The organism is Rugamonas sp. DEMB1, assembly GCF_029834475.1.
Lineage (GTDB): Bacteria > Pseudomonadota > Gammaproteobacteria > Burkholderiales > Burkholderiaceae_D > Rugamonas > Rugamonas rubra.
On record NZ_CP122407.1, the window covers coordinates 5,521,203 to 5,540,092 of the forward strand.

An 18,890-nucleotide genomic window follows, 5' to 3' on the forward strand; every position below is an offset into this window, starting at 1 on the left:
CAGGGGTTGGCCAACGATAAGCAGCGGCGATGATGTGCTGTCGTGCTTAGTTCGTTTCGCGGCGCGCTTCCAGATAGGTTTTGACGGCCCACATGGCTTCCTGGTTGAACACGCCCTCAAACGGCGGCATGTAGACGGCGCCATTGCGCACCTTGCCGCGACGGATGGAGGTGAGGTAATAGGCGTCCGTTTCCTTGTAGCAGGCTTGCTTCTTGGTTTCGTTCTTGATGCCGGTGCAGTCGCGGTCGAGCATGCGCAGGTCGGGCGCGATGCCGCCGGTGATCGCATCCAGGCCGTGGCAGCGGGCGCAGTTTTGGTTGTAGGCGGAGGCACCGAGCTTCAACGCCACCTTGTTGCCGCGATAAGGATTCTCGTCGCGCCACTTCTCGCCGAGCGGGGTCAGGCCGGCGGTGTCGACGGTCTGCGGGATGATGTTGCCGTGGGCCGTGGCCAGCACCGAGGTCAGGGCCGAGGCGGCGATGAGGACGGTAGCGAAAGTGCGAAGGTGTTTCATGGGTGTCTCCTACTGTTTTTAATGGAATACGACAGTAAGAGCAATTGCCATGCCAAGCTAATCGGTGCCTCGACTAGGCGGTAAGGATCACTTATGAACGGGCTTGCCAAGCCGCGCTGTGCCAATTTGGAGCAACTGTCACATCCACTTCACCAGTGGCCCGGCGCGACGCGGCACTTGTCGAATGCCTGTCGCTTGCCGGACCTCTGCTCCTCAGCCACGCAGTCAGCGGCGAACAGCCAATCGCAGTCGGCCAAAAATCGACGCTGCTGCGCTCCCCCATGTCGCCGTAGATCTACCGGAACAATTGACCCGTGGCATGATCGAATGCGACGAACCGATCGCCGCGCAAGGTATCGTCGACGCATCTTCGGGTAGGCAATTTTATGGCAGATCAGTCGTTCAACCCATGGTAATTTTTCGTCGTCCCAAGCGCGCCATCATTTTCCGTCTTAGCGGAATATCATATTTCCTCTCCAACCAAATGGAAAACGCAATGACAATTGCAGCAAAGACAAATCCACCTAGAGGTATCGGAAAATACTTCAATCCTTGATTCAATACTTTCGCCATTGGAATATGTAACACATACAAAGGATAACTGGCCGCGCCAAGCAGCACCAACGTTCCTGTCAATTTTGACTCAGACTCCACTGGTTGTGCCGCGATGAGCACACACATCGGGAAAACCAATGCGATAGCCAGTAAATCGAACCAAGGATTGAATGTCCCGAAACTTGGACAAGCCAGAATAGCGACGACAGCAGCAATGGAGAACCAATGGGATACTCGCCCCTTGCACCAGCAAGCAAACGCAACATGGTATTTATATAAAAGTAGCCCGAGAAAAAATCCAAAGTGTGAGCGAGACAGGCCGCCAACAATAGATTTCAGCCCCCAGGAGAAACCGATATTCAGATCGCCATTACGGAACGCAATAATCGCCATTGCGACACCAGCGCAAAGAACGATTAGTACATTTAGCAACTTGGTCAACTTAGGACAGATTACAGCGTAAACAAAATTGGCTATTAATTCAAAAAATAGCGACCAATAAGGGCCATTTATTGGGAACAAAGCATTGTCCCCCCTCACATGAGATGGCAAAAATATCGCCGTCAACGCAACCATACTCGCGAATTGCATCAATTCGAATGAATTGAAATGTTTCCCGACGATCATTTGGCCGAACAAAAAGATTGAGATCAATAACAATGAAAAGATATACACCGGATATAATCTAATCACTCGTACTTGAACGAAATTAAAAATGGAAATAGTCCCATTATTTATCCTTTCATCATACGCATGAGCAATAACAAATCCGCTCAACATGAAGAAGATATCAACGGCCAGATAACTATGAAAAAACTCCACATTCCATAATCCACCGGTATGGCGAATTAGTACAAAAATCGCAGCCAACCCACGAATACCATCCAAAAATTCAAATCTTCCTTTTCGTGCAATATTTTTCGTTTCCATTTATTCCAAATAAAAAATTGCGGCATGATGACCAAATCAAGGAAGTGCATCAGTCGGGTCAAAAAAATCGTTTCCGCGCAAAGAGATAGGCAAAAATCATTACCCGTTATGGGTTGGTGCAAAGGTCCCCATGCTAAAAATAGAGAATTACAACGAAGACAACAACAGCCTCGAATTTTAGCTCAAATTGCTAGAAAGGAGCACTACTTTTCAAGTGCATAGTGCATGCCGAAAAAATGACTCAATCTTTGCGTTCACTTTGCCATAGCGGAACGATATAGCCATGACCTGCCTATGGCAGAGATGTGTCCTATGGGCAAAAAAAAAACCCCACCAGATCACTGGTGGGGTTTTTTAGAATAACTAGCCTGACGATAACCTACTTTCACACTGGTTGCAGCACTATCATCGGCGCAGAGTTGTTTCACGGTCCTGTTCGGGATGGGAAGGGGTGGTACCAACTTGCTATGGTCATCAGGCATTGACTTGTACGAGTGTTCGCCCCCGATCGGGCGGCGAAACTCTAAAATTGGGAAGAAGTATCGGTAAAGAATGGGGGTAATGAACGATGTATCAACAACTCAGGCGACACGTAGTTCTTATTCTTACAACCTGCTAAGGTTATAGGGACAAGCCTTACGGGCAATTAGTACTGGTTAGCTTAATGCATTACTGCACTTCCACACCCAGCCTATCAACGTCCTGGTCTCGAACGACCCTTCAAAGAGCTCAAGGCTCTGGGAAATCTCATCTCAAGGCAAGTTTCCCGCTTAGATGCTTTCAGCGGTTATCTCTTCCAGACTTAGCTACCCGGCAATGCCACTGGCGTGACAACCGGTACACCAGAGGTCTGTCCACTCCGGTCCTCTCGTACTAGGAGCAGCCCCCTTCAAATTTCCAACGCCCACGGCAGATAGGGACCAAACTGTCTCACGACGTTTTAAACCCAGCTCACGTACCACTTTAAATGGCGAACAGCCATACCCTTGGGACCGGCTACAGCCCCAGGATGTGATGAGCCGACATCGAGGTGCCAAACTCCCCCGTCGATATGAACTCTTGGGAGGAATCAGCCTGTTATCCCCAGAGTACCTTTTATCCGTTGAGCGATGGCCCTTCCATACAGAACCACCGGATCACTATGTCCTACTTTCGTACCTGCTCGACTTGTCAGTCTCGCAGTTAAGCACGCTTATGCCATTGCACTATCAACACGATGTCCGACCGTATCTAGCGTACCTTCGAACTCCTCCGTTACACTTTAGGAGGAGACCGCCCCAGTCAAACTGCCTACCATGCACTGTCCCCGATCCGGATAACGGACCAAGGTTAGAACCTCAAACAAACCAGGGTGGTATTTCAAGGTTGGCTCCACGAAGACTGGCGTCCCCGCTTCAAAGCCTCCCACCTATCCTACACAGATTGGTTCAAAGTCCAATGCAAAGCTACAGTAAAGGTTCATGGGGTCTTTCCGTCTAGCCGCGGGTAGATTGCATCATCACAAACATTTCAACTTCGCTGAGTCTCGGGAGGAGACAGTGTGGCCATCGTTACGCCATTCGTGCAGGTCGGAACTTACCCGACAAGGAATTTCGCTACCTTAGGACCGTTATAGTTACGGCCGCCGTTTACTGGGACTTCAATCAAGAGCTTGCACCCCATCATTTAATCTTCCAGCACCGGGCAGGCGTCACACCCTATACGTCCACTTTCGTGTTTGCAGAGTGCTGTGTTTTTATTAAACAGTCGCAGCCACCAGTTTATTGCAACCCGTTCACCCTTCCACAGTAAAGTGGTCAAGCTACAAGGGCGTACCTTTTCCCGAAGTTACGGTACCAATTTGCCGAGTTCCTTCTCCCGAGTTCTCTCAAGCGCCTTAGAATACTCATCTCGCCCACCTGTGTCGGTTTGCGGTACGGTCTCGTATGACTGAAGCTTAGAGGCTTTTCTTGGAACCACTTCCGATTGCTTCACGAATAAATTCGCTCGTCCCAGTCCCTTGAATTCCGCACCCGGATTTGCCTAAGTGCCTTCTATGAACCAGAAACTGCCTATTCCAACAGGCAGACAACCTTCCGCGATCCGTCCCCCCATCGCATCATACGACGGTGCAGGAATATTAACCTGCTTCCCATCAGCTACGCATCTCTGCCTCGCCTTAGGGGCCGACTCACCCTGCTCCGATGAACGTTGAACAGGAAACCTTGGGCTTACGGCGTGGGGGCTTTTCACCCCCATTATCGCTACTCATGTCAGCATTCGCACTTCTGATACCTCCAGCATCCTTTACAAGACACCTTCGCAGGCTTACAGAACGCTCTCCTACCATATGCTTACGCATATCCGCAGCTTCGGTGACTGGCTTAGCCCCGTTACATCTTCCGCGCAGGACGACTCGATCAGTGAGCTATTACGCTTTCTTTAAATGATGGCTGCTTCTAAGCCAACATCCTGACTGTTTTAGCCTTCCCACTTCGTTTTCCACTTAGCCAATCTTTGGCAACCTTAGCTGGCGGTCTGGGTTGTTTCCCTCTTGACGCCGGACGTTAGCACCCGACGTCTGTCTCCCAAGCTCGCACTCATCGGTATTCGGAGTTTGCAATGGTTTGGTAAGTCGCGATGACCCCCTAGCCATAACAGTGCTCTACCCCCGATGGTGATACTTGAGGCACTACCTAAATAGTTTTCGGAGAGAACCAGCTATTTCCAAGTTTGTTTAGCCTTTCACCCCTACCCACAGCTCATCCCCTAATTTTTCAACATTAGTGGGTTCGGACCTCCAGTGCGTGTTACCGCACCTTCATCCTGGCCATGAGTAGATCACTTGGTTTCGGGTCTACACCCAGCGACTGAACGCCCTATTCGGACTCGATTTCTCTACGGCTTCCCTATATGGTTAACCTTGCCACTGAATGTAAGTCGCTGACCCATTATACAAAAGGTACGCAGTCACGGAACAAGTCCGCTCCTACTGTTTGTATGCACACGGTTTCAGGATCTATTTCACTCCCCTTCCGGGGTTCTTTTCGCCTTTCCCTCACGGTACTGGTTCACTATCGGTCGATTACGAGTATTTAGCCTTGGAGGATGGTCCCCCCATATTCAGACAGGATTTCTCGTGTCCCGCCCTACTTGTCGCACGCTTAGTTCCACACATCGCATTTCGAATACGGGACTATCACCCGCTACGGTTCCTATTTCCAGAGGATTCTTCTATGCGTCATGCTAAAACGTGCAGGCTCATCCCATTTCGCTCGCCACTACTTTGGGAATCTCGGTTGATTTCTTTTCCTGCAGCTACTTAGATGTTTCAGTTCGCCGCGTTCGCTTTGCATACCTATGTATTCAGTATGCAATGACCTAAAAGGCCGGGTTTCCCCATTCGGAAATCTGCGGATCAAAGCGTGTTTGCTCGCTCCCCGCAGCTTATCGCAAGCTACTACGTCCTTCATCGCCTGTAATCGCCAAGGCATCCACCATGTGCACTTATTCGCTTGTCCCTATAACGTTAGCCCCTGCGACTAAACAAGGAGCGTTTATAGGAATAAGAAACTACATGTTGCTATGTTTGTTGATACATACAATCATTACCCATCATTCACGCCTTCCGACGCAAACGATTAATAAATAATCTTTACTTTTACTTCTTCCAAATTTTTAAAGAACGAAACAGCATTTAATCTCTAAAAGACCAAACCTAAACCGCGCTTGCCGCTAGGGCAGGGCTTACGTTTGAACTTTTGGTGGAGGATGACGGGATCGAACCGACGACCCCCTGCTTGCAAAGCAGGTGCTCTCCCAGCTGAGCTAATCCCCCTAGGGTACTACTCGAATCCTGGTAGGGCTGGTTGGACTCGAACCAACGACCCCCGCGTTATCAACACGGTGCTCTAACCAGCTGAGCTACAGCCCCAAATGCTGTTCTTCTTAATTGACAGTCGATAAGTGTGAATGCTTGATGATGTGAACCATTGCTGATTCTGTGCATACTCTAGAAAGGAGGTGATCCAGCCGCACCTTCCGATACGGCTACCTTGTTACGACTTCACCCCAGTCACGAATCCTACCGTGGTAAGCGCCCTCCTTACGGTTAAGCTACCTACTTCTGGTAAAACCCGCTCCCATGGTGTGACGGGCGGTGTGTACAAGACCCGGGAACGTATTCACCGCGACATGCTGATCCGCGATTACTAGCGATTCCAACTTCATGCAGTCGAGTTGCAGACTACAATCCGGACTACGATACACTTTCTGCGATTAGCTCCCCCTCGCGGGTTGGCGGCGCTCTGTATGTACCATTGTATGACGTGTGAAGCCCTACCCATAAGGGCCATGAGGACTTGACGTCATCCCCACCTTCCTCCGGTTTGTCACCGGCAGTCTCATTAGAGTGCCCTTTCGTAGCAACTAATGACAAGGGTTGCGCTCGTTGCGGGACTTAACCCAACATCTCACGACACGAGCTGACGACAGCCATGCAGCACCTGTGTACTGGTTCTCTTTCGAGCACTCCCCAATCTCTCAGGGATTCCAGCCATGTCAAGGGTAGGTAAGGTTTTTCGCGTTGCATCGAATTAATCCACATCATCCACCGCTTGTGCGGGCCCCGTCAATTCCTTTGAGTTTTAATCTTGCGACCGTACTCCCCAGGCGGTCTACTTCACGCGTTAGCTGCGTTACCAAGTCAATTAAGACCCGACAACTAGTAGACATCGTTTAGGGCGTGGACTACCAGGGTATCTAATCCTGTTTGCTCCCCACGCTTTCGTGCATGAGCGTCAGTCTTGACCCAGGGGGCTGCCTTCGCCATCGGTGTTCCTCCACATATCTACGCATTTCACTGCTACACGTGGAATTCTACCCCCCTCTGCCAAACTCTAGCCTTGCAGTCTCCATCGCCATTCCCAGGTTGAGCCCGGGGATTTCACGACAGACTTACAAAACCGCCTGCGCACGCTTTACGCCCAGTAATTCCGATTAACGCTTGCACCCTACGTATTACCGCGGCTGCTGGCACGTAGTTAGCCGGTGCTTATTCTTCAGGTACCGTCATTAGCAGGCTGTATTAGAACCCACCGTTTCTTCCCTGACAAAAGAGCTTTACAACCCGAAGGCCTTCTTCACTCACGCGGCATTGCTGGATCAGGCTTTCGCCCATTGTCCAAAATTCCCCACTGCTGCCTCCCGTAGGAGTCTGGACCGTGTCTCAGTTCCAGTGTGGCTGGTCGTCCTCTCAGACCAGCTACTGATCGATGCCTTGGTAGGCCTTTACCCCACCAACTAGCTAATCAGATATCGGCCGCTCCAGGAGCATGAGGTCTTGCGATCCCCCACTTTCATCCTTAGATCGTATGCGGTATTAGCGTAACTTTCGCTACGTTATCCCCCACTCCAGGGTACGTTCCGATATATTACTCACCCGTTCGCCACTCGCCGCCAGGTTGCCCCGCGCTGCCGTTCGACTTGCATGTGTAAGGCATGCCGCCAGCGTTCAATCTGAGCCAGGATCAAACTCTTCAGTTTAATCTCTGTTACTTTGACACTTTCGTGCCACCCTTATTGCTAAGGGGTCGCTCACTCAAAATACTGACAGGCCACTTCTTGCGAAGCGTCCTATTTCATTACTTCTTGTGAACATTTGATATTTTAAGTTGACGACTTCCGAAGAAGCCGCTGCACTTTCATCAAACATCCACACTTATCGACTGTTAATTGTTAAAGAACTTTATTCGGTACTGCCTGCAACCGGGCTTTCAACCCTTGACAAAGCGTTTTGTTTGTCAGTTGCGAAGAAGGAAGAGTATGCAGCGTTTCGGCCATTTCGTCAACCTTCTTTTTCTCCCCGCCTACTCTGCAACCGCTTGTTTCTGCGTGCATTTCTGCGGGGAGGCGAACTATATCAAAGACCGTCGAACTTAGGCAAGCGCTTTTCCAGGAAAGCGTGCATGCCCTCTTTTTGGGCAGGCGTGCCGAAGGCCGACTGGAACAGGCGGCGCTCGTAATTAACGCCCTCCGTCAGCGTGGTCTCGAAGGCGCGGTTGACGGCGTCCTTGATCATCATCGCCACCGAGGTCGGCATGTCGGCGATGGTGGCGGCGGCAGTCATCGCCTCCTCCAGCAACATTTCGGCCGGCACCACGCGGGAGACCAGGCCGATGCGCTCGGCTTCGGCCGCGTCGATGGTACGGGCGGTCAGCAACAGGTCCATGGCCTTGGATTTGCCGATGGTGCGCGGCAAGCGCTGGGTGCCGCCGGCGCCAGGCGTGACGCCGACCTTGATTTCCGGCTGGCCGAACTTGGCGTTGTCGGCGGCGATCAGGAAGTCGCACATCATGGCCAGCTCGCAGCCGCCGCCCAGGGCGTAGCCGGCGACGGCGCCGATCACCGGCTTGCGCACGCGCAGGATGTGCTCCCAGTTGCGGGTGATGTAGTTGTCGCGGTAGGTGTCGACATAGGTGTAGTCGGCCATGGCGGCGATGTCGGCGCCGGCGGCGAAGGCTCTTTCGCTGCCCGTCAGCACGATGCAGCCGATCGCCGGGTCGGCGTCGAACTTGCGCAGGGCGTCGCCCAGCTCATCCATCATGCGGTCGTTCAGCGCGTTCAGCGCCTTGGGACGGTTCAGGCGAATCAGCGCCACTTTGCCTTGCACGTCAACAATCAGGTCTTCGTATTGCATGGGGACTCCTCCGGTGGATAATCAAGCTTCTAGATCGGTATGCGGCGATTGTATCTTTTATCGTCTATATAGAGAGGTTGCGCGCTGGTATTATTTGACTCTCCAACCGCCGACCGAACCGGTGCCCCATTCTTACCGCCATCCGCCACTACCTGTCCGAGCTGCTGGTCCGCGACGCCCTGCTGCGCAACGTCGATTTCCGCCGCTACTGGTTCAGCAGCATCCTCAACGGCTTCGGCGGACAGATCAGCGCGCTGGCCCTGCCGCTGTGTTCGGCCATCCTGCTGCGCGCCAGCCCTTCGCAGATGGGCATGCTCATGGCCTGCCAGGCGATCCCGTTCGCCTTGTTCGCGCTGCCGGCCGGCGTGCTGCTGGACCGCAGCCGCAAGCTGCCGATCTTGCTCGGCAGCGAGGTGGTGCAGGCGCTGACCTTGGCCAGCATCCCGGCGGCCTACTGGCTGGGCCTGCTGTCGATGCACTGGATGTATGCGGTGGCCTTCGTGCTGGGCAGCTGCACCGTGGTCGGTGGCGGCGCCGAGCAGATCTTCCTGACCTTCCTAATCGGCCGCGACGGGCTGATCGACGCCCAGTCCAAGTTCGCCGCCAGCGATTCGGCCTCGCGCCTGATCTCGCCCGGCGTCGCCGGCATCCTGATCCAGTGGCTGACGGCACCCTACGCCATCCTGGTCAACGCCGCCGGCTTCGTGGTGTCGGTGCTCAACCTGCGCCGCATCAGCGTGCGCGACCCGCAGCCGGCGCCGTCCGACAAGCACCCGCTGCGCGACATCCGCGACGGCTTCATCTTCATCTGGGGCCATCCGCTGCTGCGCACGCTGGCCTGGGCGGCCGGCGTCTGGCACCTGCTGTTCTACGGCTACGCCGCGCTGGCCATCCTGTTCGCCACGCGCGAACTGGGCATGTCGCCCGGCGTGCTGGGCGCGGCGCAGATGGTCGGCGGGGTCGGCGTGTTCATCAGCTCGATGCTGATCAAGCCGCTGAACCGCCGCTTCGGCGCCGGCGTCACGCTGCTGATCGGCACCGCCGCCACCACGCTGGGCTTCGTGCTGATGCCGGCCATTCCGCCGGCGCTGTTCGGCAGCAGCATGGCCACCACCGTCGCCTTCGCCTCGCTGTCGCTGTTCTTCGACTGCGGCGTGATGCTGTTCTTCATGCCCTACATGGCGATGCGGCAAAAGGTCACGCCCGACGCCTTCCTCGGCCGCATGATCTCGACGATGCGTTTCCTGACCGTGGCCACGGCGCCGCTGGGCGCCCTAGCGGCCGGCTACATCGCCGAGCACCTGAGCATCCGCACCGGCATGGCCTGCGTCGGCGCCGGCGGCATCCTGCTGACCGTCGCCATGGCGCTGTCCAAGCCGATCCGTGACGTGCGCCCCGAACGGCCTATCGGCGCCACACTGGACGCCTGAGCGGTGGATGCGGCCTGGTTTGATCTGGATCAAGGATTTCCACTGGTCAATTCCATAAGCTTGCAGCCATACACTTACCGGAGAAGGCCATGTTCAAGAAAATCCTGCTGCCGACCGACGGCTCCGCGCTGTCGGACAAAGCCACCGCGACGGCGATCCAGTTCGCCCAGCTCAACCGGGCGCAGCTGGTCGCCATCAGCGTGATCCACCCCTTCCCCTTCTCGCCGATGGCCGACGGCGGCGCCGTGCTCGACGCCAAGACCTTCGAACGGGAGATGGAGCAGGAGGCGCGCCGCAACATCGCCAAGGTGGCCGCCGCCGCCGAGGCCGCCGGCATCGCCTTCGAGGGCGTGGTCACGCTGTCGTTCAGCCCCTACGAGGAGATCGTCGAGGCGGCCAAGCAGCACGGTTGCGACATCATCATGATGGCCTCGCACGGCCGCAAGGGCCTGAACCGGCTGTTCCTCGGCAGCGAGACGCAAAAGGTGCTGGCCCACACCACCCTGCCGGTGATGGTGCTGCGCTAACAAAAAGGGCGGCCTCGCGGCCGCCCTGTGCTGAAAATCCAGGCAGATCGCCCGGCGCTCAGCGCGCCGGCGCCTGCCTCGGCAGCAACAGCCATACCTTGCCGCGCTGCTTCATGCGGCCGGCGTTCTCCGCCGCCTCGGCGCCGAAGCCGAAGAAATAGTCGACGCGGATCGCGCCACGGATGGCGCCGCCCGTGTCCTGCGCCATCGCCAGCCGTTGCAGCGGGATGTCGCTGTTGGCCTGGGTGGTGGCGAGGAACAGCGGCACGCCCAGCGGCAGCTGGGCGGCGTCGATGGCCACCGAGCGCTGCGGCGTCAGCGGCACGCCCAGCGCGCCCTTCGGCCCGACGCGCGGATCGGGCAGGCGCTCCTCCTTGAAGAACACATAGCTGGGATTGACGTTGAACAGCTCCTGCTGGCGCGTCGGATGGCCGGCGATCCAGGCCTTGATGCCCTGCGCCGAGGCCTGCTCGAAGGTCAGCTCGCCCTTGTCCACCAGATAGCGGCCGATCGACTTGTAGGGATGGCCGTTCTGGTCGGCGTAGGCGACCCGCACGGTTTCCTGCGTGTCGCTCATCTGCACGCGGCCGGAACCCTGCACCTGGAGGAAGAAGGCCTCGACCGCATCGTCGACCCACAGCAACTCCTTGCCGGCAACGTCGGTGGCCCGCTCGATCTCGGCGCGTGTGGCATACGGCAACACCTTCTTGCCGACCAGGCGGCCGCGCAGGCGCATGCCCTTCAACTCCGGATACACGCCGGCCAGCTCGACGGTGACCAGGTCGTCCGGCACCTTGTACAGCGGCGTCTGGAACGGGCCGCCCTTCTTGCGCGCGCCGTGCAGCAGCGGCTCGTAGTAGCCGGTGACCAGGCCGTCCTCGGCGCCGTCGGGCGCGAGCACCCGCTGCGGCTGCAGGAAGGCCTCGAAAAAGGTGCGGATGGCGCGCTCGTCGTTGCCGTTGACGCCGCGGGCGATGCTGCACGACTCCTTCCAGTCCGGCTTTTTGCCCAGCACGCCGCAGGACGACATGAAGGCCGGCCAGGCGGCGCGCAGGTCGTCCTTGTCCCAGCCGGGCAGGTCGGCGAAGCTGGCCGGAACGAACTGCGGCGCAGTCGGCTTGGGCGCCGGGGCCGGCGCCGCTGGCGTTGCGGGCGCGGGGACGACGGCGACCGGCGGCGGCGCGCTCGGCGCCGGCTTGGGCGCCGGCGGCGCGGTGCCGCAGGCGGCCAAGGCCAGCGCGACGAGGGACAGGGGAACGAGTAGACTACGGCGTGTAAATAACATTGAGGATCGCTATGTGGCTATTAATGATTGAAGCGCTGGTCGCGTTTTTCCTGCTGGCGTTCATCGTCTGGTGGACCATGTACTCGGGCAAGACCCCGCCCCGGCCGACCCGCGCGCCGCCCGAGCCGAAGCCGGAGCGGCAGCCCGATCAGGCCGAGTGAAGCAAAAAGGCACGCCCGCAGCGGCGCGGCGTGCCTTTCGCTCGGGCTGCGCTACTTTAGTGCAAAGTGCGCGGCAACGACAACACGAACTCCGGAATGGTCACCTCGAAGCGGTGGCCGTCCTCGGCCACGCAGAAGTAGTCGCCCGTCATCGAGCCCTGCGGCGTGGCCAGCGCGGTGCCGCTGGTGTACTCGAACTGCTCGCCCGGCGCCAGCAGCGGCTGGTGGCCGACCACGCCCAGGCCGCGCACCTCGTCGATGTGGTTGTTGGCGTCGGTGATGACCCAGTGGCGGGAAATGAGTTGCGCGGCCACCGTGCCCGTGTTTTTGATCGTGATCGAGTAGGTGAACACGAAGTTGGTGCGTTCCGGGTCGGACTGCTCGGGCAGGTACTGGGTTCTGACCGAGACAGTGAATTCGTATGAGGCCATTAACATTCCTTAAAGATGAAGCAACAGCGGTGCAGCGGCGAGGATCTGCAAGCTTGGCGAATTTTCATCGTCCATTCCACATTGCACCGCAAATCCGGGCCGGGCGCAAGGTGTAGCCCGCAATTGGCATGACAATTCTCGGCCGGCCCGCGCCGGGCGGCCTGCGGCGCCGTCGGCAAAACCGCCAGGCGGACGCGGCAAAGCGTAAAATAGCGCATCCTTTTTAACGCACGCTCAACGCCAGCCCACACCATGACCACTTTCCGCATCGCTCCCAGCATCCTGTCCGCCGACTTCGCCCGCCTGGGCGAGGAAGTGCGCAACGTCGTCACGGCCGGCGCCGACATCATCCACTTTGACGTCATGGACAACCATTACGTTCCCAACCTGACCATCGGCCCGCTGGTGTGCCAGGCCATCCGTCCGCACGTGCAGGTGCCGATCGACGTCCACCTGATGGTCAAGCCGGTCGACCGCCTGATCCCCGACTTCGCCAAGGCCGGCGCCAACATCATCACCTTCCACCCCGAGGCGTCCGAGCACATCGACCGCACGCTGCAACTGATCCGCGACAACGGCTGCAAGGCCGGCCTGGTGTTCAACCCGGGCACGCCGCTGCACTTCCTCGAGCACGTGATGGACAAGATCGACATGATCCTGATCATGTCGGTCAACCCCGGCTTCGGCGGCCAGTCCTTCATCCCCGAGGCGCTGAAGAAGATCGCGCTGGCGCGCCGCCTGATCGACGAGTCGGGCCGCGACATCCTGCTCGAGGTCGACGGCGGCATCAAGATCGACAACATCGCGGCGGCGGCGGCGGCCGGCGCCGACACCTTCGTGGCCGGCTCGGCGATCTTCGGCCAGCCCGACTACAAGGCCGTCATCGACGCCATGCGCGCGCAACTGGCGGGCGTGTAAGTGAAGGCGGGCATGACGGTACTGGCCGGCGTGCGCGCCGCCATCATCGACCTCGACGGCACCATGCTCGACACGCTGCCCGATTTCCAGGTGGCCATCAACCGCATGCGCGCCGACTTCGCCCTGGCGCCGATCTCGCAACAGCAGATCGGCCTGATGGTCGGCAAGGGTTCGGAACACCTGATCCACAGCGTGCTGTCGCTCGACTACAACGAAGCCGGGCTGGCGCCGCTGCTGGCGCCGGCGCTGGCGTCCTACCAGCGCCACTACCTGGACATCAACGGCCGCCACAGCGCGCTGTATCCCGACGTGATCGCCGGCCTGCAGGCGCTGCGCGCGCAGGGCCTGCGCCTGGCCTGCGTGACCAACAAGCCGATCGCCTTCGCCAAGCCGCTGCTGCAGATGAAGGGCTGGCGCCCTACTTCGAGCTGGTCTACGGCGGCGATTCCTTGCCGCGCAAGAAGCCCGACCCGCTGCCGCTGCGGACGGTGTGCCGCGACTTCGGCATGGAACCGGCCACGGTGGTGGCGATCGGCGATTCGCAGAACGACGCCATGGCGGCGCGGGCGGCCGGTTGCCCCGTGCTGACCGTGCCTTATGGTTACAATCACGGACAGGCTATACACGCAACCGATTCCGATGGTATAGTTGACACGCTGCTCGACGCGGCGAACCAGATTCGTTTTCATAACTGAACTGCACACAGCCCCTACACCAATAATGTTTCTCGACAAAAAACACAACGTCACCCAACCCGGCTCGATTGAGGCCTGGCTTTGGCGACGCTGGCAATCCTGGCAAAAGTAAGCCACCCTGATTGCTGTCGCATGTGCCCACGCACCCGACAGGTTTTTTGAACAACCACCGCCCCCACACCCTCTTGGCATCCGGGGCGGCATGGAGAGATGACATGACCGAACTCGAATTCAAATCGCTGGCCACGGAAGGCTACAACCGCATCCCCCTGATCGCCGAAGCCTTCGCCGACCTGGAAACCCCGCTGACGCTGTACCTGAAACTGGCGCAGACCCAGCAGGGCGGCAAGAACACCTTCCTGCTCGAGTCCGTCGTCGGCGGCGAGCGCTTCGGCCGCTACTCCTTCATCGGCCTGCCGGCCACGACCGTGTTGCGCAGCTACGGCAGCCGCACCGAGATCGTCAAGAACGGCGTCGTCATCGAGACCCACGAGGGCAACCCGCTCGACTTCATCGAAAGCTTCCAAGCCCGCTTCAAGGTGGCGCTGCGGCCCGGCATGCCGCGCTTCTGCGGCGGCCTGGCCGGCTACTTCGGCTACGACACCGTGCGCCACATCGAGAAGAAGCTGGCCGCCACCCAGCCCAAGGACGACCTCGGCCTGCCCGACATCCAGCTGATGGTGACCGAGGAGCTGGCGGTGATCGACAACCTGTCCGGCAAGCTGTACCTGATCGTCTACGCCGACACCGCCCAGCCCGAGTCCTTCTCCAAGGCGCGCCAGCGCCTGAAGAACCTGCGCATGATGCTGCGCCGCGGCGTCGACGCGCCCGTCACCTCCAGCTCGGTGCGCACCGAGATCATCCGCGACTTCAACAAGGAAGACTACCTGAAGGCCGTCGCCAAGGCGCACGAGTACGTGATGGCCGGCGACCTGATGCAGGTGCAGATCGGCCAGCGCATCCGCAAGCCCTACGTCGATTCGCCGCTGACGCTGTACCGCGCGCTGCGCTCGCTGAACCCGTCGCCGTATATGTACTTCTACAATTTCGGCGACATGCAGATCGTCGGCGCCTCGCCGGAGATTTTGGTGCGCAACGAGACCGCCGCCGACGGCGAGAAGAAGGTCACGCTGCGCCCCATCGCCGGCACCCGTCCGCGCGGCGCCACGCCCGAGCGCGACGCCGAGCTGGCCAGGGAACTGCTGGCCGATCCGAAGGAGATCGCCGAACACGTGATGCTGATCGACCTGGCGCGCAACGACCTGGGCCGCATCTCCGAGATCGGCAGCGTGCAGGTCACCGACCGCCTGGTGATCGAAAAATACTCGCATGTGCAGCACATCGTCTCCAACGTCGAGGGCAAGCTGAAGGGCGGCCTGTCGAACCTGGACGTGCTGCGCGCCACCTTCCCGGCCGGCACCCTGACCGGCGCGCCGAAGGTGCGGGCGATGGAGGTCATCGACGAGCTGGAGATCACCAAGCGCGGCATCTACGGCGGCGCCTGCGGCTACCTGTCGTTCGGCGGCGAGATGGACGTGGCGATCGCCATCCGCACCGGCGTCATCAAGGACGGCATGCTGTACGTGCAGGCCGCCGCCGGCATCGTCGCCGACTCGGTGGCCGAGATGGAATGGCAGGAAACCGAAAACAAGGCGCGCGCCGTGCTGCGCGCCGCCGAACAAGTGCAAGACGGCCTGGATGGGGAGTTCTAACATGCTGCTCATGATCGACAACTACGACTCCTTCACCTACAACATCGTGCAGTACTTCGGCGAGCTGGGCGAGGACGTGCGCACCTTCCGCAACGACGAGATCAGCATCGCCGAGATCGAGGCGCTGAACCCGGACCGCATCTGCATCTCGCCGGGCCCGAAGGGCCCGGCGCAGGCCGGCATTTCGCTCGAGGTGCTCAAGCACTTCGCCGGCAAGAAGCCGATGCTCGGCGTCTGCCTGGGCCACCAGGCCATCGGCGAGGCCTTCGGCGGCAAGGTGATCCGCGCCAAGCAGGTCATGCACGGCAAGACCTCGCTGATCGCCCACACCGGCGTCGGCGTGTTCAAGGGCCTGCCCTCGCCGTTCACGGTGATCCGCTACCACTCGCTGGCGATCGACCGCGCCACCCTGCCGGCCTGCCTGGAAGTGACGGCGTGGACCGACGACGGCGAGATCATGGGCGTGCGCCACAAGGAGTTCGACATCGAGGGCGTGCAGTTCCACCCCGAGTCGATCCTGTCCGAGCACGGCCACGCCCTGCTGAAGAACTTCCTGGTCCGCTGACGACAGCCGCGCGCCGCCACGGCGGCGCGCCCCGCATCGAGCTGTCCGCCGCCGCGACCCGCGTCCTCATCATTGAAGAAGGAACCATCATGCCGATCACCCATCAAGAAGCCCTGCTGCGCTGCATCGAACACCGCGAGATCTTCCACGACGAGATGCTGCACCTGTTCCGCCAGATCATGTCCGGCGAGATGTCGCCGGTGATGATCGCCGCCCTCACCATGGGCCTGCGCGTGAAGAAGGAAACCATCGGCGAGATCGCCGCCGCCGCCCAGGTGATGCGCGAGTTCTCCACCAAGGTGCCGATGGCCGACACCCGCGGCCTGCTCGACATCGTCGGCACCGGCGGCGACGGCGCCCACACCTTCAACATCTCGACCACGGCGATGTTCGTCGCCGCCGCCGCCGGCGCGCGCGTGGCCAAGCACGGCGGCCGCAGCGTGTCGTCCTCGTCCGGCAGCGCCGACGTGATCGAGGCGCTGGGCGCCAACATCAACCTGAAACCCGAGCAGATCGCCCAGTCGATCGCCCAGACCGGCATCGGCTTCATGTTCGCGCCCAACCACCACGCCGCCATGAAGCACGCCGCGCCGGTGCGCCGCGAGCTGGGCGTGCGCACCATCTTCAACATCCTCGGCCCGCTGACCAACCCGGCCGGCGCGCCGAACATTTTGATGGGCGTGTTCCACGAGGACCTGGTCGGCATCCAGGTGCGCGTGCTGCAGCGCCTGGGCGCGCAGCACGCCATCGTGGTCTACGGCCGCGACAACATGGACGAGGTCTCGCTCGGCGCCGCCACCCTGGTCGGCGAGCTGGTCGACGGCGAGATCCGCGAGTACGAGATCCATCCGGAGGACTTCGGCATGCAGATGATCGCCAGCCGCAACCTGCGGGTGGCCAACGCCGCCGAGTCGCGGGCCAAGATGATGGAGGCGCTGCGCGGCGAACCCGGCGCCGCCCACGACATCGTCGCGCTCAACGCCGGCACCGCGCTGTACGCCGCCGGCACCGCCAGCTCGATCGAGGACGGCCTGCGCCTGGCGCGCATCGCCATCAGCTCCGGCGCGGCGCTGGAAAAGGTCAACCAGTTCGTCCAGGTCACGCAGAGCCTGGGCGCCAACAACTAAGCCGGGCGCGCGCCCCCGCCCACACCCTCACCAGATTGCCATCATGTCCGACATCCTCAACAAAATCCTCGCCGTCAAGGCCGACGAAGTGGCCGCCGCCAAAAAACACCGCAGCCTGGCCAGCCTGCGCAGCGAAGTCGAGGGCGACGCCGAACTGCGCCAGGGCCTGCGTGGCTTCGAGGCCAGCCTGCGCCAGCGCATCGCCGGCGGCGCCGCCGGCGTCATCACCGAGGTGAAGAAGGCCTCGCCGTCGAAGGGCGTGCTGCGGGCCGACTTCCGCCCGGCCGAGATCGCCGCCAGCTACGCCGCCAACGGCGCCGCCTGCCTGTCGGTGCTGACCGACGAGCAGTTCTTCCAGGGCTCGGTGGACTACCTGAAGCAGGCGCGCGCCGCCTGCGCCATTCCGGTGCTGCGCAAGGACTTCATGGTCGACATGTACCAGGTCTACGAGGCGCGCGCCATGGGCGCCGACTGCATCCTGCTGATCGTCTCGGCGCTGGACCACGGCCTGATGGCCGAGCTGGAGGCCTGCGCCCACGAGCTGGGCATGGGCGTGTTGGTCGAGGTGCACGACGGCGGGGAGTTGGACGCGGCGCTGCGCCTGAAGACGCGCATGGTCGGCATCAACAACCGCAACCTGCGCACCTTCGAGACCTCGCTGGACACCACGCTGGGCCTGCTCGAGCGCATTCCTGCCGAGCGCCTGGTGGTGACCGAATCTGGCATCATGGTGCCGGACGACGTACAACGCATGCGCGCCGCCGGCGTGCACGCCTTCCTGGTCGGCGAGGCCTTCATGCGCGCGCCGGACCCGGGCGCCGAGCTGGCCCGCCTGTTCAACTGACCCGGAGTACACCACCATGGCAAGCCGATCGCAGCATACATTGAGGATCGCGCTTGCCGCCGGCGCCGCGCTGCTGCTGGCCTCCTGCCACAAGGAGCCGCCGGTGCTGCCCAAGGTCGGCCCGCCGGCGCCGCCCGCCGCCGCCACGCCGGCGCCGCCGCGCGCCGCCGCCAATCTCGACGAGTACAAGGTGCAGGTGGCCGAGCGCATCCTGGCCAGCAATCCGCAACAGACCTTTAGCGGCCGCCTGCCGCCGATGCTGCCGGCCATCGTCGTGCTCGACATCGGCATCGACCGCGACGGCGGCGTCAGCGAGGCGCGCGTGCACCGCTCGCGCGACAAGGCCGCCTCCAAGGTGGCGCTGGCCGCGCTGGCGGCCGGCACGCCCTACCCCAAGCCGGGCCACCTGCTGCGCTTCGGCCACAAGACCCTGGTGTTCTCCGAGACCTTCCTGTTCAACAAAGACTACCAATTCCAGCTGCGCACGTTGGCCGGGCCGCAGTAGGCGCCCCCAGGCGAG

Annotated in this window: 14 protein-coding genes, 2 tRNA genes, 3 rRNA genes and 1 pseudogene; 10 read left to right on the plus strand and 10 right to left on the minus strand. The window is 60.1% G+C overall.

Annotated elements, in window-relative coordinates:
• Nucleotides 1-46: 46 nt before the first annotated feature.
• The 8 genes from pedF to QC826_RS25490 all read right to left on the minus strand — a co-directional run bounded on the left by pedF (nucleotide 47) and on the right by QC826_RS25490 (nucleotide 8,675).
• Nucleotides 47-514: a cytochrome c-550 PedF gene (gene pedF / locus QC826_RS25455; protein ID WP_279762982.1), complete on the minus strand. Its 468-nt coding sequence runs from the start codon at nucleotides 512-514 to the stop codon at nucleotides 47-49.
• Nucleotides 515-916: 402 nt separating this feature from the next.
• Nucleotides 917-1,999, minus strand: coding sequence for an acyltransferase family protein (locus QC826_RS25460; protein ID WP_279762983.1), 1,083 nt, complete (start codon nucleotides 1,997-1,999; stop codon nucleotides 917-919).
• A gap of 366 nt (nucleotides 2,000-2,365) precedes the next feature.
• Nucleotides 2,366-2,478 (minus strand): 5S ribosomal RNA (rrf, locus tag QC826_RS25465).
• Between the two features lie 146 nt (nucleotides 2,479-2,624).
• Nucleotides 2,625-5,499: ribosomal RNA gene (locus QC826_RS25470) — 23S ribosomal RNA — on the minus strand.
• Nucleotides 5,500-5,740: 241 nt separating this feature from the next.
• A tRNA-Ala gene (locus QC826_RS25475) sits at nucleotides 5,741-5,816 on the minus strand.
• A 19-nt stretch (nucleotides 5,817-5,835) separates the two neighbouring features.
• A tRNA-Ile gene (locus QC826_RS25480) sits at nucleotides 5,836-5,912 on the minus strand.
• A gap of 82 nt (nucleotides 5,913-5,994) precedes the next feature.
• Nucleotides 5,995-7,522 (minus strand): 16S ribosomal RNA (locus QC826_RS25485).
• Together the 16S, 23S and 5S rRNA genes with 2 tRNA genes alongside form the textbook arrangement of a ribosomal RNA operon.
• Nucleotides 7,523-7,898: 376 nt before the next feature.
• On the minus strand, nucleotides 7,899-8,675 hold the full coding sequence (locus QC826_RS25490) for an enoyl-CoA hydratase (RefSeq protein ID WP_093389449.1): 777 nt from the start codon (nucleotides 8,673-8,675) through the stop codon (nucleotides 7,899-7,901).
• A 221-nt stretch (nucleotides 8,676-8,896) separates the two neighbouring features.
• On the opposite strand from QC826_RS25490, the gene QC826_RS25495 reads away from it, so the two are divergent.
• Both QC826_RS25495 and QC826_RS25500 read left to right on the plus strand, forming a co-directional pair.
• On the plus strand, nucleotides 8,897-10,105 hold the full coding sequence (locus tag QC826_RS25495; protein ID WP_279766600.1) for an MFS transporter: 1,209 nt from the start codon (nucleotides 8,897-8,899) through the stop codon (nucleotides 10,103-10,105).
• A gap of 89 nt (nucleotides 10,106-10,194) precedes the next feature.
• On the plus strand, nucleotides 10,195-10,632 hold the full coding sequence (locus QC826_RS25500) for a universal stress protein (protein ID WP_279762984.1): 438 nt from the start codon (nucleotides 10,195-10,197) through the stop codon (nucleotides 10,630-10,632).
• 58 nt (nucleotides 10,633-10,690) lie between these two features.
• Here QC826_RS25500 and QC826_RS25505 read toward each other — a convergent pair whose 3' ends face one another.
• Nucleotides 10,691-11,917: a murein transglycosylase A gene (locus QC826_RS25505; protein ID WP_279762985.1), complete on the minus strand. Its 1,227-nt coding sequence runs from the start codon at nucleotides 11,915-11,917 to the stop codon at nucleotides 10,691-10,693.
• A 23-nt stretch (nucleotides 11,918-11,940) separates the two neighbouring features.
• Here QC826_RS25505 and QC826_RS25510 point away from each other — a divergent pair, with 23 nt between their 5' ends.
• Nucleotides 11,941-12,078, plus strand: a complete 138-nt coding sequence (locus QC826_RS25510) for a hypothetical protein (protein WP_279762986.1) — start codon at nucleotides 11,941-11,943, stop codon at nucleotides 12,076-12,078.
• Between the two features lie 56 nt (nucleotides 12,079-12,134).
• Here the strand turns inward: QC826_RS25510 and apaG are convergent, their stop codons facing one another.
• A complete protein-coding gene (apaG, locus tag QC826_RS25515) occupies nucleotides 12,135-12,509 on the minus strand; it encodes a Co2+/Mg2+ efflux protein ApaG (RefSeq protein ID WP_279762987.1) in 375 nt (124 codons plus the stop codon).
• A gap of 252 nt (nucleotides 12,510-12,761) precedes the next feature.
• Between apaG and rpe the strand changes: the two genes are divergently transcribed.
• The 7 genes and pseudogenes from rpe (at nucleotide 12,762) to QC826_RS25550 (ending at nucleotide 18,875) form a co-directional block, all read left to right on the plus strand.
• Nucleotides 12,762-13,427, plus strand: a complete 666-nt coding sequence (gene rpe, locus QC826_RS25520; protein ID WP_093389444.1) for a ribulose-phosphate 3-epimerase — start codon at nucleotides 12,762-12,764, stop codon at nucleotides 13,425-13,427.
• Between the two features lie 12 nt (nucleotides 13,428-13,439).
• Nucleotides 13,440-14,122 (plus strand): annotated as a pseudogene (locus QC826_RS25525) (phosphoglycolate phosphatase).
• 215 nt (nucleotides 14,123-14,337) lie between these two features.
• Entirely contained in the window at nucleotides 14,338-15,834 is a 1,497-nt protein-coding gene (gene trpE, locus QC826_RS25530) for an anthranilate synthase component I (RefSeq protein ID WP_279762988.1), read from the plus strand.
• A gap of 1 nt (nucleotide 15,835) precedes the next feature.
• Nucleotides 15,836-16,399 carry an anthranilate synthase component II gene (locus tag QC826_RS25535; RefSeq protein WP_279762989.1) on the plus strand — a complete coding sequence of 188 codons (564 nt, stop codon included), beginning with the start codon at nucleotides 15,836-15,838 and terminating at the stop codon, nucleotides 16,397-16,399.
• A gap of 89 nt (nucleotides 16,400-16,488) precedes the next feature.
• Nucleotides 16,489-17,526, plus strand: a complete 1,038-nt coding sequence (gene trpD / locus QC826_RS25540; RefSeq protein WP_279762990.1) for an anthranilate phosphoribosyltransferase — start codon at nucleotides 16,489-16,491, stop codon at nucleotides 17,524-17,526.
• A gap of 43 nt (nucleotides 17,527-17,569) precedes the next feature.
• Nucleotides 17,570-18,370 carry an indole-3-glycerol phosphate synthase TrpC gene (gene trpC, locus QC826_RS25545; RefSeq protein ID WP_279762991.1) on the plus strand — a complete coding sequence of 267 codons (801 nt, stop codon included), beginning with the start codon at nucleotides 17,570-17,572 and terminating at the stop codon, nucleotides 18,368-18,370.
• Nucleotides 18,371-18,386: 16 nt separating this feature from the next.
• Nucleotides 18,387-18,875, plus strand: coding sequence for a hypothetical protein (locus QC826_RS25550; protein ID WP_279762992.1), 489 nt, complete (start codon nucleotides 18,387-18,389; stop codon nucleotides 18,873-18,875).
• Nucleotides 18,876-18,890 lie beyond the last annotated feature (15 nt).

Excerpts from the sequence above, each read along its gene's own strand:
- pedF (WP_279762982.1), bottom strand. The coding sequence starts at position 514 with ATGAAACACCTTCGCACTTTCGCTACCGTCCTCATCGCCGCCTCGGCC.
- QC826_RS25460 (WP_279762983.1), bottom strand. The coding sequence starts at position 1,999 with ATGGAAACGAAAAATATTGCACGAAAAGGAAGATTTGAATTTTTGGAT.
- QC826_RS25490 (WP_093389449.1), bottom strand. The coding sequence starts at position 8,675 with ATGCAATACGAAGACCTGATTGTTGACGTGCAAGGCAAAGTGGCGCTG.
- QC826_RS25500 (WP_279762984.1), top strand. The coding sequence starts at position 10,195 with ATGTTCAAGAAAATCCTGCTGCCGACCGACGGCTCCGCGCTGTCGGAC.
- QC826_RS25505 (WP_279762985.1), bottom strand. The coding sequence starts at position 11,917 with ATGTTATTTACACGCCGTAGTCTACTCGTTCCCCTGTCCCTCGTCGCG.
- QC826_RS25510 (WP_279762986.1), top strand. The coding sequence starts at position 11,941 with ATGATTGAAGCGCTGGTCGCGTTTTTCCTGCTGGCGTTCATCGTCTGG.
- apaG (WP_279762987.1), bottom strand. The coding sequence starts at position 12,509 with ATGGCCTCATACGAATTCACTGTCTCGGTCAGAACCCAGTACCTGCCC.
- rpe (WP_093389444.1), top strand. The coding sequence starts at position 12,762 with ATGACCACTTTCCGCATCGCTCCCAGCATCCTGTCCGCCGACTTCGCC.
- trpE (WP_279762988.1), top strand. The coding sequence starts at position 14,338 with ATGACCGAACTCGAATTCAAATCGCTGGCCACGGAAGGCTACAACCGC.
- QC826_RS25535 (WP_279762989.1), top strand. The coding sequence starts at position 15,836 with ATGCTGCTCATGATCGACAACTACGACTCCTTCACCTACAACATCGTG.
- trpD (WP_279762990.1), top strand. The coding sequence starts at position 16,489 with ATGCCGATCACCCATCAAGAAGCCCTGCTGCGCTGCATCGAACACCGC.
- trpC (WP_279762991.1), top strand. The coding sequence starts at position 17,570 with ATGTCCGACATCCTCAACAAAATCCTCGCCGTCAAGGCCGACGAAGTG.
- QC826_RS25550 (WP_279762992.1), top strand. The coding sequence starts at position 18,387 with ATGGCAAGCCGATCGCAGCATACATTGAGGATCGCGCTTGCCGCCGGC.